The 15,432-nt window shown below is 31.8% G+C and carries 13 protein-coding genes and 1 other RNA gene; 11 read left to right on the forward strand and 3 right to left on the reverse strand.

The annotated features are described in order from the left end of the window. Positions 1-196 precede the first annotated feature (196 nt). Positions 197-2,371 carry a transglycosylase domain-containing protein gene (locus tag M1D64_RS06700; RefSeq protein ID WP_041080668.1) on the reverse strand — a complete coding sequence of 725 codons (2,175 nt, stop codon included), beginning with the start codon at positions 2,369-2,371 and terminating at the stop codon, positions 197-199. Then, positions 2,368-2,994, reverse strand: a complete 627-nt coding sequence (gene recU / locus M1D64_RS06705) for a Holliday junction resolvase RecU (RefSeq protein ID WP_002483270.1) — start codon at positions 2,992-2,994, stop codon at positions 2,368-2,370. Before recU ends, M1D64_RS06700 begins: the two co-directional genes overlap by 4 nt. 248 nt (positions 2,995-3,242) lie before the next feature. On the opposite strand from recU, the gene M1D64_RS06710 reads away from it, so the two are divergent. The 10 genes from M1D64_RS06710 (at position 3,243) to M1D64_RS06755 (ending at position 13,996) form a co-directional block, all read left to right on the forward strand. After that, on the forward strand, positions 3,243-3,581 hold the full coding sequence (locus M1D64_RS06710) for a DUF1798 family protein (RefSeq protein ID WP_002483271.1): 339 nt from the start codon (positions 3,243-3,245) through the stop codon (positions 3,579-3,581). Next, on the forward strand, positions 3,578-4,144 hold the full coding sequence (locus tag M1D64_RS06715) for an SLOG family protein (RefSeq protein WP_002483272.1): 567 nt from the start codon (positions 3,578-3,580) through the stop codon (positions 4,142-4,144). The genes M1D64_RS06710 and M1D64_RS06715 overlap by 4 nt, the downstream gene beginning before the upstream one ends. Positions 4,145-4,155: 11 nt before the next feature. Beyond that, complete coding sequence (gene gpsB, locus M1D64_RS06720) at positions 4,156-4,509, forward strand: cell division regulator GpsB (RefSeq protein WP_002483273.1); 354 nt, start codon at positions 4,156-4,158, stop codon at positions 4,507-4,509. 141 nt (positions 4,510-4,650) lie between these two features. Continuing rightward, positions 4,651-5,025: RNase P RNA component class B (gene rnpB, locus M1D64_RS06725), an RNA gene on the forward strand. 162 nt (positions 5,026-5,187) lie between these two features. After that, positions 5,188-6,321, forward strand: a complete 1,134-nt coding sequence (locus M1D64_RS06730) for a THUMP domain-containing class I SAM-dependent RNA methyltransferase (protein ID WP_011303086.1) — start codon at positions 5,188-5,190, stop codon at positions 6,319-6,321. 39 nt (positions 6,322-6,360) lie between these two features. After that, entirely contained in the window at positions 6,361-7,266 is a 906-nt protein-coding gene (gene rarD / locus M1D64_RS06735; protein ID WP_048787387.1) for an EamA family transporter RarD, read from the forward strand. 265 nt (positions 7,267-7,531) lie between these two features. Further along, positions 7,532-8,167 carry an SDR family oxidoreductase gene (locus tag M1D64_RS06740; RefSeq protein ID WP_041080669.1) on the forward strand — a complete coding sequence of 212 codons (636 nt, stop codon included), beginning with the start codon at positions 7,532-7,534 and terminating at the stop codon, positions 8,165-8,167. Positions 8,168-8,560: 393 nt separating this feature from the next. Continuing rightward, positions 8,561-9,205 (forward strand): peptidoglycan recognition protein family protein, encoded by a 645-nt coding sequence (locus M1D64_RS06745; protein ID WP_037538424.1) that lies wholly within the window; start codon positions 8,561-8,563, stop codon positions 9,203-9,205. Positions 9,206-9,653: 448 nt separating this feature from the next. Continuing rightward, a complete protein-coding gene (locus tag M1D64_RS06750; protein ID WP_002483278.1) occupies positions 9,654-13,094 on the forward strand; it encodes a dynamin family protein in 3,441 nt (1,146 codons plus the stop codon). A gap of 20 nt (positions 13,095-13,114) precedes the next feature. After that, positions 13,115-13,996 carry a 5'-3' exonuclease gene (locus tag M1D64_RS06755; RefSeq protein WP_480977429.1) on the forward strand — a complete coding sequence of 294 codons (882 nt, stop codon included), beginning with the start codon at positions 13,115-13,117 and terminating at the stop codon, positions 13,994-13,996. 274 nt (positions 13,997-14,270) lie between these two features. Here the strand turns inward: M1D64_RS06755 and M1D64_RS06760 are convergent, their stop codons facing one another. Continuing rightward, on the reverse strand, positions 14,271-14,678 hold the full coding sequence (locus M1D64_RS06760) for a ribonuclease HI family protein (protein ID WP_002483280.1): 408 nt from the start codon (positions 14,676-14,678) through the stop codon (positions 14,271-14,273). 162 nt (positions 14,679-14,840) lie between these two features. Between M1D64_RS06760 and M1D64_RS06765 the strand changes: the two genes are divergently transcribed. Next, positions 14,841-15,422 carry an RBBP9/YdeN family alpha/beta hydrolase gene (locus M1D64_RS06765; RefSeq protein ID WP_037538426.1) on the forward strand — a complete coding sequence of 194 codons (582 nt, stop codon included), beginning with the start codon at positions 14,841-14,843 and terminating at the stop codon, positions 15,420-15,422. Positions 15,423-15,432 lie beyond the last annotated feature (10 nt).

Below are 15,432 nucleotides of genomic sequence, written 5' to 3' on the forward strand. Positions count from 1 at the left end.
CCATATATGATGGATGCGTACGCTTTTTTATAATTGCTATTTGTAATATAAGTACTTATTGCAAATGCAGTTATTTAATTAAGTGATTGCTATCAAAAAATGAATACTTAGTGTTATTTAAAGATATCCTTATTTTCAAAAAAATACCCGGTAGCCAAATGAAATGGCATACCGGGTATGAGTGTAGCTAAATGAATTAACGTGCTGCACTTTGTTGGTTACTTGAGTTGTTTGTATTACTAGTTGAATTATTATTACTTGAATTAGAAGATGATGAACTGTTACTGCTACCACCTTGACCCTGAGGTTTATTACTAGTGGTATTATCATCTGGTTTACCTTTAACAGATAAATCATCTTTTGAGTCTCCAGAAACTGAATCTGGTTTAGAGAAATCTTTGCCATCTTTTGGTGAAATACTTTCCATGACATCTTCTAATAAGTATTGTGGGTATTCTTGTTCTTCATGGCCTATAAATGAGTTTGTACCGCCTTGTTTAACTTCATTGAATCCCATCCATACTGACATACTGTATTTAGGTGTGAAACCATTAATCCAAACATCTTTCGCTGCATCGTCTGGCAGATTATATTGTTGATAAGTTTGTTCACCATAAGTACCTGTACCAGTTTTGGCTGCTAGATTAACGCCAGATACACCATGACCGTATGCAGAACCATATGCTTCAAATGTACCTTTAAGTACTTCTGCTAACATATATGATGTTGAGTCTTTCATAGCTTTTTTACTAGTATGATCGTATTCAACCGTTTCGCCATCTTGTTTGACAACTTTTTTAATAGAGTGGGCATTGTTATATTCACCACCATTAGCAATTGCAGCAAATGCAGAAGCTAATTGAGTAGGAGAGAATTCAGATGCTGAACCACCTAATACTTCAGATGGACCAATGTCTCCTTCATAATCTAACCCAACTTTTTTAGCAAAATCTTTTGGTGCATCGTTTCCGGCATTTTCTTTAGTTGATTGCCATGCTTTAAGTGCTGGAATATTAAAACTTTCACGTAATGCATCATAAAGTTTTACCGTACCGTGGCTCTTAGTATCATAGTTTCTAAATGTTACACCATCTACTTGATAAGATTCTTCATCTTGAATCGCATGGTTCGTTGCCCATGACATATTTTCAATTGCAGGACCATACGCTAAGAATGGTTTCAGTGAAGAACCAGTAGGGTGGGCATCAGTTGCTAAGTTTCTATCTACAATATCTTTATAATTTCTACCACCAGATATTGCGACAAGGCCACCATTTTCACTATCTACAATAGAAGAACCAACTTGTTGGTCTTCATTTTTATAATAGCTACCATTATTCACTCGATCTTGTAATGTTTGTTGAACATCTTTGTCCATATTCGTATAAATCTTAACGCCGCTATTTAATACAGAACCTAAATCTTCATCTTTAAATTCTTTATTATTCATAAGTTCAGATTTCACAAAGTTTACATATGAATCGTATGCCTCGTTTGAATTATCTTCACTTACTTCGCGATCTTCAGATGAACGTTGGACCAGATTGTCTTGTAAAGAAGTATTTTGTGCTTCTTCTTTTTGTTTCTTAGTAATTCTATTATGATATTCCATTAAATAAAGTACTGTATCTTTACGAGACTCAGCTTCTTTAGGATGATCATAAATGTTATAAGTATTTGGTACTTGTGGTAAACCAGCAAGATAAGCAGATTCCGCTAAATTCAAGTCTTTCAAATCTTTATTGAAATAATATTTAGCAGCAGCTTTCACGCCGTATACACCATCAGAGTAGTAAATTTTATTTAAGTACATCTCAAAAATTTCATCTTTACTATACTCTTGTTCTAATCTGTAGGACAAGTAAGCTTCTTGAGCTTTACGTGCAATTGATTTTTGATCTGTTAAGAATGAACGTTTAACTACTTGTTGTGTTAATGTTGATGCACCTTGTGAACCAAAGCCACCAGTGACGTTCTTAGCTACAGCACCAAAGAGACGTTTGTAATCAAGTGCTCCATGATCATAGAATCGATTATCCTCAGTAGCTAAAACAGCTTCTTTCATTGTCTTAGGTACTTCGTCTAAATCGACATGCTCTCGTCGTTGCCCATTATCGATTGTTTTAACTAAATCGCCATCTTTATCATAAATCTTAGCTGGCACGGGATCTTTTAATTTTGCTTCATTAAATGCAGGAGATTTCCAAGCATAATATGCAAACAACAAGATTCCTATTAAAGCTAGAACGATAAAGGCTATAATTAGAAACCCAAATATCTTAATAATCGTTCGTTTTATATTCCTATTCTTTTTTTGCTCGGACTTTCCATTCTTATTATTAGATTGAGAAGTCCTCTTTTTCTCCGTCATACGCGGTCCTCACTTTCATCTAATATCAACTTATCAACTGTTTTGAGATAATTCAATCGTGGTTGATACTGATAAGGAATATAGTAACCATTTTTTCTTATTTCTTCAACCGTTACCGACTTTTTAATCTCTTGAATGTGTCTCTCCCAAAACTTTTTGAAATTTGCATATGGGAGCAAATACACTTCATCGAGCGATTTAAAGCGAATTAATAAAAATACAATCCCTTGTTGTTGATAACATGCTTCCATATGTCGAACTTGATGTTCATGCATATTATTTAAAGGGAATGATGTTTTATTTTTTGTTTCTTTTGCTTCAAAATCTAAATAACGACCATGATAAATACCATTATAGTCTGTTGTCGACGGCGTTCTAAAATAAGCCTCATTTATTACTGCCTTACTTCTCATAGGATAATGAACATTCACTATCTGTATCGGGGTAGGCTTCTTATGTATTACAGCAATACCTCGATTTAAATAATAATCATTCGACAGTTCGATATCTTTTTCAAGTGACATACCTCTGCCACCATAATCAATTTTACTCGTTTGTCCCTTATGAGTTCGTCCGACCTGAGACTTATTTCTATTAAATGGCTTTCCATTTGGATAATTCATTTATTTTCACCACTTTAGTTTGGTCATCCAAAACCTGTTTCATTATACATGACTTTAGCAAATTTTTCCAAACTATGAAATATGAACCAATGTATTTATAAATACATCACATACATTTTAACGTGCTTTGCTCAATTAAACAATATTTGAAACAAAATAAAATAGTTAATCATATAAATGTTAAACGACACTTTAAAAATGACGAAGTAGATCATTTATGGTAAATTTGTGAAGTAGGGGGAATCCTCATGCAACAACTATTAATGCAATTATTAAATGATGTTTTGAAAATGGTAGAAAAATACGAGACTGCCAAATCAACTGGCGAAGATTACGATTTTTATGTTGAGGTTGTACCATTCACAAATGATATTGATCAACAACTTAAAAAGCTAGTTACATATGAGCAACAAGTAATTCAATTACAATATATGAATAAACAAAAATTCGATTTACTTATTTCAAATATTGAATCTTTATCTGTTGAATGTCACTTTAAACGTACGAGCAGAAAATTATTTAATGAAAAAGTAAAGGCTGTTCAATATGATTTAAGCTACATACAAAGAAATGAGCAATTTTTATGATTAAAACTGTATATGTTACTGGATATAAGTCGTTTGAACTTAATATTTTTAAAGATGATGCACCTGAAGTTTCCTATTTAAAAAAATTTATTGAACATAAATTAAAACAGTTGATTGAAGAAGGCTTAGAATGGGTATTGATACAAGGACAGATGGGTATAGAGCTATGGACAGCAGAGGTCGTGTTAGCGTTGAAAGCAACCTATCCAGATTTAAAATTAGGAATTATCACACCGTTTTATGGTCATATTGATAGATGGAACGAACAAAATCAAGCAAAATATAATCACATTGCGCATCATGCTGATTTTGTTGATAGCGTATTCCATTCTTCATATGAAGGGCCTCATCAATTTAAACAAACCGATCAATTTATGTTAGCACATTCTGATACAACGCTTTTGATTTATGATGAGGAACAAGAAGCTAGTCCAAAGTTCTTTAAGCAGATGTTAGTTGATTTTATGGAAAAAACAAATTATACTTGTGATATTGTGACGTTCGATGAGTTAACTGAATTCATCAACGACTTGCAGTGGTCTCAAGAGCAAAGTTTCGAATGAGGTGGAGAAAAATGTCAGAAGTTTCATTAAAATTATCAGCAAAAGATATTTATGAAAAAGATTTTGAAAAAACTATGACGCGTGGTTATAGAAGGGAAGAAGTAGATGCTTTCTTAGACGACATCATAGCTGATTATCAAAAAATGGCAGATTTAGATAATGAAGTAGTTAAACTTTCAGAAGAAAACAACAAATTAAAAAAAGAACTTGAAGAGTTAAGATTACGTGTAGCAACATCGAGACCACAAGAAAATAAAAACTTCTCTTCAAACAACAATGCTACAACTAAGAATAATAGTAGTAACAACAATGTTGATATATTAAAAAGAATATCCAACCTAGAAAAAGCTGTTTTCGGTAAATAATCAACTATTATCACATAGAGAATATGATGATGACCGTAGATATAGCAGCATCTACATAAAGATAAGTTTTGAATTCGTTCAAAACTTATCTTATTTTTTATTTGTTTAGGCTATAAAATAATGATATACTTCTAAAGATGGTGTTTCGGGTAATCGCTATAGCGATATAGAGGAAAGTCCATGCTCACACAATCTGAGATGATTGTAGTGTTCGTGCTTGATGAAACAATAAGTCAAGGCATTAAGTTGACGGCAACGAAATAACCTAAGTCCTTAGATAAGGTTAGATTAGTTTGAAAGTGCCACAGTGACGGAGCTTTTGCAGAAATGCAAAAGGTGGAACGCGGTAAACCCCTCGAGTGAGCAATCCAAATTAGGTAGGAGCACTTATTTAACGGAATTCAACGTATATATAAGACATACTTTTAAAAGTATGTAGACAGATGGTTACCACCTGCGTACGAGTGTTTCTAGTACACGTTAGCAGTACAATGGTACAAAACATGGCTTACAGAAATATCATCACTAGACCCAAGCTCTCCCAAATCGGAGAGCTTTTTTCATTGCTATAATCTATTAAAAACCTACGTTCCATACACATCTTTAGGCAATGTCATATCTATTTAAAATAACTTTTGATAAAATAAAAGCAAATCATTATAAAGAAGGAGCAAAACAATGTATCAATTACTAGCAGTATGCCCAATGGGATTAGAAGCAGTTGTAGCTAAGGAAATTCAGGAATTAGGTTACGACACAACTGTTGAAAATGGTAGAATCTTTTTTGAAGGCGACGAAACTGCCATTGTTAAATGTAATTTATGGTTACGCACAGCAGATAGAATCAAAATTGTTGTTGGCCAATTTAAAGCCACAACCTTTGATGAATTATTTGAAAAAACAAAGGCACTACCTTGGGAAACGCTCATTGAACAAGATGGTAATTTCCCAGTACAAGGTCGAAGTGTTAAATCTACATTATTTAGTGTACCTGATTGCCAAGCCATCGTGAAAAAAGCAATCGTTGAGCGTTTGAGACGTGCATATCAAGCAAGTGGCTGGTTAAATGAAACGGGCGCTAAATATCCAATTGAAGTAGCCATTTTAAAAGATAATGCACTTTTAACTATAGATACTTCTGGTTCAGGTTTAAATAAACGTGGTTATCGTTTAGCGCAAGGTGAAGCTCCTATCAAAGAAACACTTGCTGCTAGCCTTATCCGTTTAGCGAACTGGACAGGTGACACACCTTTAGTGGATCCATTTTGTGGTTCTGGTACGATAGCAATTGAAGCATGTTTAATCGCTCAAAATATTGCGCCTGGATTTAACCGTGATTTCGTTTCTGAGAATTGGGATATTATGCCAGATCGTTTATATGATGAAATGAGAGATGAAGCTGATCAACAAGCGAATTATGACCGTAAATTAGAAATTTATGCATCTGATATCGATCCTGAAATGATAGAAATAGCACGAAGGAATGCTGAAGAAGTTGGATTAGCCGACATCATTCAGTTTAGTGTTAAAGATGTTAATACACTTACCATTGATGAAGATAAACCTATGGCTTTAATAGGCAATCCACCTTATGGTGAACGTATCGGGGATAGAGATAAAGTAGAAGAAATGTACCGATACATCGGAGAACTTATGCAACAACATTCACAACTATCTACATATATTCTTACAAGTAGTACAGAATTCGAATTTTTAGTAAATAAAAAAGCGACTAAACGTAGAAAACTATTTAATGGTTATATTGAATGTACATATTACCAATATTGGGGAGACAAAAAGCCTCGTTCTTAGTTTTTAGTGCAATTAGTATTTTGGAAAGCGGTGACTCAATTGAATACAGAATTTAAAAAAGGCTTTTTCTTTGCGTTCGGAGCATATATTCTTTGGGGTATACTCCCTATATATTGGGAATTAATTAGTGATATTGGTGCATTTGAAATATTAGCATTTAGAATTGTATTATCGATGGTGTTTATGTTATTCATCTTAATCATAACGAAAAATACGGCTCCATTTAAACGGGATATTAAACAACTTTTTACAAATCCTATCCAACTTATTGCTATCATTGCAGCGGGTTATGTTATTACAATAAATTGGGGTACTTTTATATGGGCCGTTACAAATGGACATGTACTTCAGTCAAGTTTAGGTTATTATATCAATCCACTGGTCAGTATTTTGTTGGCGCTTATATTTTTAAAAGAACGTTTTAATAAGCTTGAATGGATAGCCATAGGCCTAGCGGTTATCGGAGTACTCTATATGACGTTGAAAATGGGCGTCTTCCCAGGCATTTCATTGTTACTTGCAGGTTCTTTTGGTGTCTATGGATTAATTAAAAAAATAGTCCCTATCGATGCAATAAGTAGCATTACAATTGAATGTATTGTTACTGCTCCCGCTGGATTCATTTATTTATGGTATATTTGGCAAAATGGTGGTTTATCTTTTGGGATGAATAGTTCTTCATTTTGGTTAATCTTCTCAGGTGCGGTTACAGCTGTACCACTTATTTTGTTCTCGGCAGGTGCAAGACGTATTCCTTTATCTTTAACTGGTTTTATTCAGTACATAGGACCAACTTTAATGTTTATACTAGGAATATTTTTATTCAAAGAACCATTTGATATTGATCAATTAATCACATTTGTATTTATATGGATTGGTATTATTATATATAGTATTTCTCAATATTTTAAAATTAAGAAAGATAAAAATCCGATCATTCATTAGCCTTACTAAAAGTCTCTGTTCGTCGTTGCGAATAAGAGGCTTTTTTAATACCTTAAAATCTAAGCGTATACAATCGAATTCATTGATTACGTTTAAGTAGTTAGAAATAGGATAACTATAATATTGTGAGTACTATGAAGTGTCATTAAACAGAAAATGTGAACTTTCAAGCATTTATAATTATAATATAAACGAACCTAAAAATATCTTATAAACAATATGGACAACATATCTCGTATTACAATAAAAGAAATGGAGTGATTAAATGACTAAAGTATTAATATTGGGAGCTAATGGTGCTGTTTCTAAAGCGGCGATCAATTCATTTTTAGAAAACACTTCCTATACTTTGCGCTTATTTTTAAGAGATGCAAATCGATTACCTGATTACGCTTCTGATCGTATACGCGTTAGAGAAGGTGACGCAACAAATTTTGAAGATGTAAATCGTGCTATGGAAGACGTTGATATCGTTTTAGCTTCGTTATCTGGTGAATTAGATAAAGAAGCACAGACCATTGTAGATGCAATGAATGTAAATAATGTCAAAAGACTTATTTTCGTTACTTCCATTGGTATATATAATGAAGTACCAGGGAATTTCGGATTATGGGTACAAGATCAAATTAGTGATTATTTAGTAATTTATAGGAAAGCAGCCGATATCATTGAACAATCTGATTTAGATTACACTATTTTTAGACCTGCCTGGTTAACACATACGAACGAAATCGATTATGAAATCACCAAAAAAGATGAACCTTTTAAAGGGACAGAAGTTTCTAGAAAGAGTGTGGCAGCCATTGCAGTACAAATTGCTAAAGATCCAGCCCTTTATTCAAGAGATAATATAGGGATTAATAAACCCAATACTGATTTTGACAAACCTAGATGGAAGTAGAATAAGTCAATTTTAAAATAATTATGATTCAAGCTAAAGCACATGCATAATTACTAATAACTTAATAAATTGATAAAAAAGACTGAGACATAAATTAATGTTTCAGTTTTTTTATGTTTAAACCATCCTTAGCGCATGATTATAATTTTAAATATTAACTTATTGAAGTCGTAGCATTTTCACTGCTACTTCAACATCTTTAAATTCACTAATTTGTCGAATTCCATGCAAGTCCAGATTATTGCAACGACAGAGCGCATGAATACACATAATTTTATATCTAGCGTTTTCAAGGTGGAATAATACACTTGTAGTCATGGTTTTTTGGAGTATTATAATTATTGTATTGTACAATATTTTTTTATTTCAAAAAATCGAAAGGATTTTTATTCTATGTTAAAAATATTTTTGCTGTTTGTCTCCCTAATTTTAACGTCAGTTATTTTCGCTCCTGCTACTTATGCCACAAGTCCGTTATTAAATTTTAATGAGTCTCATTCTACTGTGATGACACAAACTACTAAAATAAATGATACATTACTAAATGCGAATCAGCCTTCCCAAAATAAAGATACTTCAACACTTATTAATTACCCCGATGTCAATCAATATATAATTCAAAATAATATAAATCACTCAAACGTGATAAAGGACAGTAGAATGAATACACTTCCTAAATTGCCATATAAATATGGTACTTATAAAGGTGTTGTCATTCATGAAGTAGGCGAAGATAATCGAACGCTACAACAATGGGTTGATCGGATGTATGACACATATAAAATTGCCTTTGTACATGCATTTGTAGATAACAAAGAAATTCATCCGTGGCTTGCTGCATATATGTTAAAACAAAATGGTTTGACCCCTAGCTTTGCAGATAAGAATAAGTGGATAGGTACAATCATTAGTCATAATGCAGTAAGACAGTATTGGGGAGGTACGACACATGTTGATCCTATCGCTTATTATGGGAAATGGGGATATGATATGCAACAATTTTTCGAACTAGTGACCTATCATTATAATCATATGTAAGTTATGCCTAGTCATTCATTTGCACTAAATTATTTCATAATAAAATACAGTGGATAATTAAGATACTTAAAAAAGGTGTTATTTATAGTTCAACAAAATAGCCTTTTCTTATATAGCTATGATATCCAATGTTAAAAGCAGGGTGCATAAACAAATGCCCCCTGTTGTTTTGAGATGTAAAGTGAATATATTTAAAATATGGTGTAGTTAGCATGACAATAAATAATTTTGTAATGCCATAAATTGAATATGGTGCATAAAAATATAGACTGTCACTTTAAGTAATTATTTATTCAATGACTAATGCTAATTAACTTCAAAAAAGTTCTAAGTTGTTTGATAAAATTTGCAATGAAACAATTTAATTTCAAATACTTACTTTAGACATGCAATCATTTGTTATACAATAAGGATTAATTACATATAAGTAATAAAGGGGATACGAAAGATGTCTAATACTGAGCAACTCGATATTTTATATAAATTAAAAAAAGAAGTAGAAAAATCTAAAAACGATAGACTGGTTCACATTATCAATCAGGTTATTAAAAAGATGTTTTTAGAACAATATACAGCGACATTTGTTGGTCACTTCTCGGCTGGTAAATCCACATTAATCAATTTGTTATTAGAAGAAAGTATTTTACCAAGCTCACCTGTACCAACTACTAGTAATACCGCAATTGTATCTGTTGCTGAACAACCTGGTATCATTGCTAATTTAAGCCATCAACAATACACAATCTTAAATAACTACGATGAAGTGAAACAAATGAATCGCGAGAATTTCGATGTAGAATCTGTTGAAATTAAATTTCCATCAACTAAGTTTAATAAAGGCTTCACATTACAAGATACACCTGGGGTAGATTCAAATGTTGCAACGCACCAATCTAGCACTGAAGAATTTATGTATACAAGTAATATATTATTTTATACTGTAGATTATAATCACGTACAATCATCATTAAACTTTCAGTTTATGAAACAACTTAATCAAGCAGGTGTACCAGTCGTATTTGTGATAAATCAGATAGATAAGCATAATGAAGAAGAAATTAGTTTCGAAACATTTAAGCGTCGTGTAGATAAATCCATCAATGAGTGGGAAATCGACCTAGATCAAACATTTTACGTTTCAAAATATGAACATGAGCATAATGAAATCACGTCACTTTCTAATTATTTAATAGAGAAAGATACGCATCGTGAATCTATAGCTGCTTATGTAGAACGCATTGTTAAATTTATTACTAACGAACAATTATCTTATGTACAATATGAAATTCAGGATTTACTAGATAAGTTAGATATTAATGAAGCGGATTTTGATCAAGCTTATCTTAATTTCAAACAACATCAAGTAGTTAGTGAAGAAGCCAAACTGCTAAACAATCCTGAAGAATTATATGATTTTTTAAAGCAAAAGAGAAAAGCAATCATCGATAATGCTTATATCATGACGCATGACACAAGAGAAAAAATCAGAATATACTTAGAAAGTCGCACAAAAGATTTTAGTGTTGGCGGATTATTTAATAAAAAGAAAAAGACAGAAGAAGAACAACAACGACGATTAACTACAGTCTTAGAACACTTACAAGATAAAGTTAATCAAGAAATACGACAACCATTAAGAGAAGATATGTCATTTTTAACGAGATTCATCAATTCATCTGATATAAATGATGAGATTTTAAATCAACATTACACTATCCCTTCATCATTGATTAACGATTTATATCAAATGCAAATAACGATTAGTAATCAATATGTATTAACTTTCTGCGACGATTTGATGAAAGCACTTAAACAACATATTGCTAAAGCATCAGATCCATTATTTAAAAAAGCTATAAGCCATGCGCAAGCTAATGATATTGGTACAGAACAAGCAGATGATTACAATGATTATGAGAAGTTTATAGAAATGCGTAGCTTAAGAGAGTCATTAGAAACACAAAACTATATGCATTACTATATTCACATGGACGATTCTCTTGATAAATTGATAGATAGAAAAGAAATTACTTTCACACCGAAAAACAACAAAACTAATCTAAAGAAACAAACAAAATCTGATGTAAGTAAACAGCAGAAGCATTCCAATAATACTCAAAATATTAAAAATGCCTTGAATACCATAAAAGATGTACCATTATTCGAACAAACAAAATCAGATATAGAAGAAACGCTTAAGAGATTAGATAAGAAAATAATAAAAATTGGTGTTTTTGGCACATTTAGTGCAGGTAAAAGTAGTTTAATCAATGCACTCTTAGGAGATGCATACTTAGTGAGTTCGCCCAACCCAACGACAGCTGCAATGACCGAATTAACTTATGGTCATGAAAGCCAAATCACATTAAAATCCTCTAAACAATTATTAGAAGAATTAAATCATGTGTTTGAAGTAGAAAATAAAACATTTAAAACAATTGAAGATTTTCTATCTAAAAACACGAATAAATTGAAAGCAACATTAGAGAAAAATAAGTTAGCTTTTGTGAACGCTGTTGAAAAGCATTACGATATGTACCAAGACATGCTCAAAGATGGGCAAACACATACGATTGCACAAGATGAAATTAAAAAGTGGAGTGCAGAGGATGAATATGCAACGTTTGTTAATACAGTTCATCTAAATATACCTTTAGAATGGTTGAAAGATAAAATTATAGTAGATTCATTAGGTTTACATTCAAATAATCAGCGTCATACGAATGAGACAGAAAAAGTACTAACTTCTTCCGATTTAATACTCTATGTTAGTTATTTTAATCATTCATTTACGGAAAATGATAAACGTTTTATTGAACATATGAAAGAAATGAATCAATTGAACGAAAATCAGGCCTTTAAAATGATTGTCAATGCTACTGATTTAGCAGAAACGGAAGAGGATTTAAATGCTGTTATTGAGTATGTCGGTGATGCTTTAAGTCAAGTCAATATGGATTCAGATATTTTTGCAGTATCAAGTAGAGAAGCACTGAAATCAGGCAATGAGGGTATCAAACGCCTTCAAGACAGTATTCAGCACTTTACTCAAATCGAATCCAAAGATATCTTACAGCAACAAATGTTAAATCAATTAAAAAATATTTCTGAAGCTTATGAGCAAATGATTGAAGAATTTAACAATAATAAAAAACAAATTGAACAAAGAAAACAAAAGCTACAAGAATATAAAAATTCTTCAATTTTCAACAATAATATATTACAAATTGCTGAACAACGCACATCAAATGAAGTAGAAGATCAACTATACCATTTAAATGAACGATTAAAACTACAATTACAAGACGAGGTTAAATCTATTTACAATGGACAAATGACAAAAAATAGTAATTTTAATGATGAAAAACGTCAATCAACCAAAATTTACTTAGATCAGATTCACCAACGTCTATATTTAGAACAGTCCCTTTTAGTAGAACGTATCAAGAAGTATTTTCATGAACAAGTATATGCAGAGATTGCACCATTAAAACAAAAGCTTGAACAAGTACATGTATTTATACAACCTGAGTTTAGTCAAGAAATGATTGAACTTGATGACCCTTATTTAAAAATTGATTTAGAAACCATGCTCAATGCTTTACCAAAAGGTTTAACTAAGAAAACGATTTTGCAACCTAAATCTCAAAGTGCGATTCAAGAACAAATCACACACGAAACCATAGCACTTTTAGCACCTTGTATTGCAAATTTAAGACAAGCAATGAGCGACATTGTCTCTACAATGGATTACAATGCTGAAACTAAATTCAAAACATTAGAAAAAGAAGCGCATCATCAAATTCAAGAACTATTAGCATTTGAAATGGACGACGCTCTTATTAAACAATTACAAGAAACAAACGAAAAATTAAAAGCATTATTGTAAAAATAGAAAGAGGACACAATATGACCAAAAAAATATTACTAATAGACGGCATGGCTTTATTATTTCGCCACTTCTTTGCAACAAGTTTGCATAAACAATTTATGAGAAATTCATCAGGTATACCTACAAATGGTGTTCAAGGATTTGTTCGCCATGTGTTTACCGCTATCAATGAAATACAGCCTTCTCATGTCGCAGTGTGCTGGGATATGGGTAAATCAACATTTAGAAATGATATGTTTGATGGATATAAACAAAATAGACCTACACCACCAGAAGAATTGATTCCACAATTTGACTATGTCAAAGAAGTTTCTAATCAATTTGGATTTGTAAATATTGGCGTTCAAAATTATGAAGCTGATGATGTTATCGGTACACTTGCACAACAATATTCTGATCAAAATCAAGTTTATGTCGTAACAGGTGATAAAGATATTTTGCAATGTATTAATCCTAATGTAGAAATATGGCTAACTAAAAAAGGCTTTAATATTTATAACCGTTATACTTTAGATCGTTTTCAAAGTGAATACGGGTTGAATCCTTTACAATTAATCGATGTCAAAGCATTTATGGGAGACACAGCTGATGGTTATCCAGGTGTGAAAGGGATTGGTGAAAAAACAGCAATTAAACTCATTCAAAATCACGGGTCTGTAGAATCTGTTTTAAATGCATTAGATCAATTAACACCAGGTCAAAGAACTAAAATCGAAGCTAATATCGATAACCTTAAATTGTCAAAAACATTAGCAGAAATTCATACCAAAGTGCCTCTAAATACAGTCGATTTGCTGGATAAGATGCAATTTGGAACAGAACTTACTAAAATTCTTAATATATGTAAAGAACATGAGTTGTATGTTTCTGGTAAATATCTATCCACACATTTCAGTTAAATTCATAATTTAACTATCATAACAATGTGAATAATGTAGTAGGCAAGACACAGGAAAAGATTTTGATAGAAAATGTTTTTTTGCACCAAATGATTAAAGCTGGCTAATTTAAAAATTTACAAACCTAACTCATTTTTTGAATCGACAAATAAGATGATAAAGTGCAAGATTATACAGTTATTTCTTTATTTAAAAACGAGACTGAGGCAACTATTAATGTCTCAGTCTCGTTTTTCGATTCATAACCGCTTCTTTGTAGTAGCTTTAGATAGCGTTATGATTTTTTGTTATGTTTGGTTATTTGATATAAACTTTGTTTTGCATGATGATTCGCTTCTTTATTTTGGTTTCTCGGTACCCAACGAACAAAGAGTAATTCAAATTTTTGTTCTAATTTTATAATTTCATTATAGTAAGATTTGAATTTTTCATTTTTTACATTCCCTCTATTAAAACTATCTTCGATAAGTTTAGAATCCGTATATACAAGGCCAGTTGTTATATTATGTGCTATAGCACATTCCAACGCGAACTGAAACGATGCCCATTCAGCACTATGGTTATCCATTTGACCCAATGATTTCGTGTAATGAAATCGTTCTTCTTCTGTGATAATGACAACTGCACTGGCACTTTCACCAGGGTTGCCAGCTGTAGCAGCATCAAAATATATTTTCGCCATTCATATCATCCTTATAACTATATTTACATTTATACTACCAAACAAATGGTACTTGTTCTATATAAGTGAAACGATACTAATCGGATATTTAGACATTTTGACGTAAGGTGATGTATAATAAATAACATACTATAAAGGTCGGAATTAAAGGAGGCTGTTATATTGAAAAATATGTTCATCATACATGGTTACCAAGCTAGCACCGAAAGTCATTGGTTTGAATGGTTAGCAACACAGATGAAATCCTATGATTATCATACTGAAATCGTGTATTTACCAAATACTAATGACCCCGATTTAGATGCTTGGGACAGCGCAATTCAACATAGTTTAAATCATAAACTCGATAAAGATTCTATCATTGTTGCTCATAGCCTGGGTGTGGTTACCGTTTTAAATTATTTATCAAAAGTAGAGGTATTTAGTAATATAAAAGGGCTGTTTTTAATTTCAGGTTTCAATGAACCTTTACACAATCTCCCTGAATTGAATCAATTTATCAATCAAACACAAGTACAATTTGAAAATATTAATGCGCAACATATCATGACCATAGGTGGAGATAATGACCCAATTGTCGACATAAATGCAACAAACCGATTATCTCAACAATTAAATACAGAAACAGTCGAACTGCATCATAATGGACACTTCCAAGATTGCGATGGTTATCTTACTTTTGATTTTCTTAAAAATCAAATCACTGCTAGTTTAAATAATAAAAACTCTGAAATTGGCATTTAACCAATTTCAG

This window comes from Staphylococcus sp. Z5-21 (assembly GCF_056529615.1).

Excerpts from the sequence above, each read along its gene's own strand:
- M1D64_RS06700 (WP_041080668.1), bottom strand. The coding sequence starts at position 2,371 with ATGACGGAGAAAAAGAGGACTTCTCAATCTAATAATAAGAATGGAAAG.
- recU (WP_002483270.1), bottom strand. The coding sequence starts at position 2,994 with ATGAATTATCCAAATGGAAAGCCATTTAATAGAAATAAGTCTCAGGTC.
- M1D64_RS06710 (WP_002483271.1), top strand. The coding sequence starts at position 3,243 with ATGCAACAACTATTAATGCAATTATTAAATGATGTTTTGAAAATGGTA.
- M1D64_RS06715 (WP_002483272.1), top strand. The coding sequence starts at position 3,578 with ATGATTAAAACTGTATATGTTACTGGATATAAGTCGTTTGAACTTAAT.
- gpsB (WP_002483273.1), top strand. The coding sequence starts at position 4,156 with ATGTCAGAAGTTTCATTAAAATTATCAGCAAAAGATATTTATGAAAAA.
- M1D64_RS06730 (WP_011303086.1), top strand. The coding sequence starts at position 5,188 with ATGTATCAATTACTAGCAGTATGCCCAATGGGATTAGAAGCAGTTGTA.
- M1D64_RS06740 (WP_041080669.1), top strand. The coding sequence starts at position 7,532 with ATGACTAAAGTATTAATATTGGGAGCTAATGGTGCTGTTTCTAAAGCG.
- M1D64_RS06745 (WP_037538424.1), top strand. The coding sequence starts at position 8,561 with ATGTTAAAAATATTTTTGCTGTTTGTCTCCCTAATTTTAACGTCAGTT.
- M1D64_RS06750 (WP_002483278.1), top strand. The coding sequence starts at position 9,654 with ATGTCTAATACTGAGCAACTCGATATTTTATATAAATTAAAAAAAGAA.
- M1D64_RS06755 (WP_480977429.1), top strand. The coding sequence starts at position 13,115 with ATGACCAAAAAAATATTACTAATAGACGGCATGGCTTTATTATTTCGC.
- M1D64_RS06760 (WP_002483280.1), bottom strand. The coding sequence starts at position 14,678 with ATGGCGAAAATATATTTTGATGCTGCTACAGCTGGCAACCCTGGTGAA.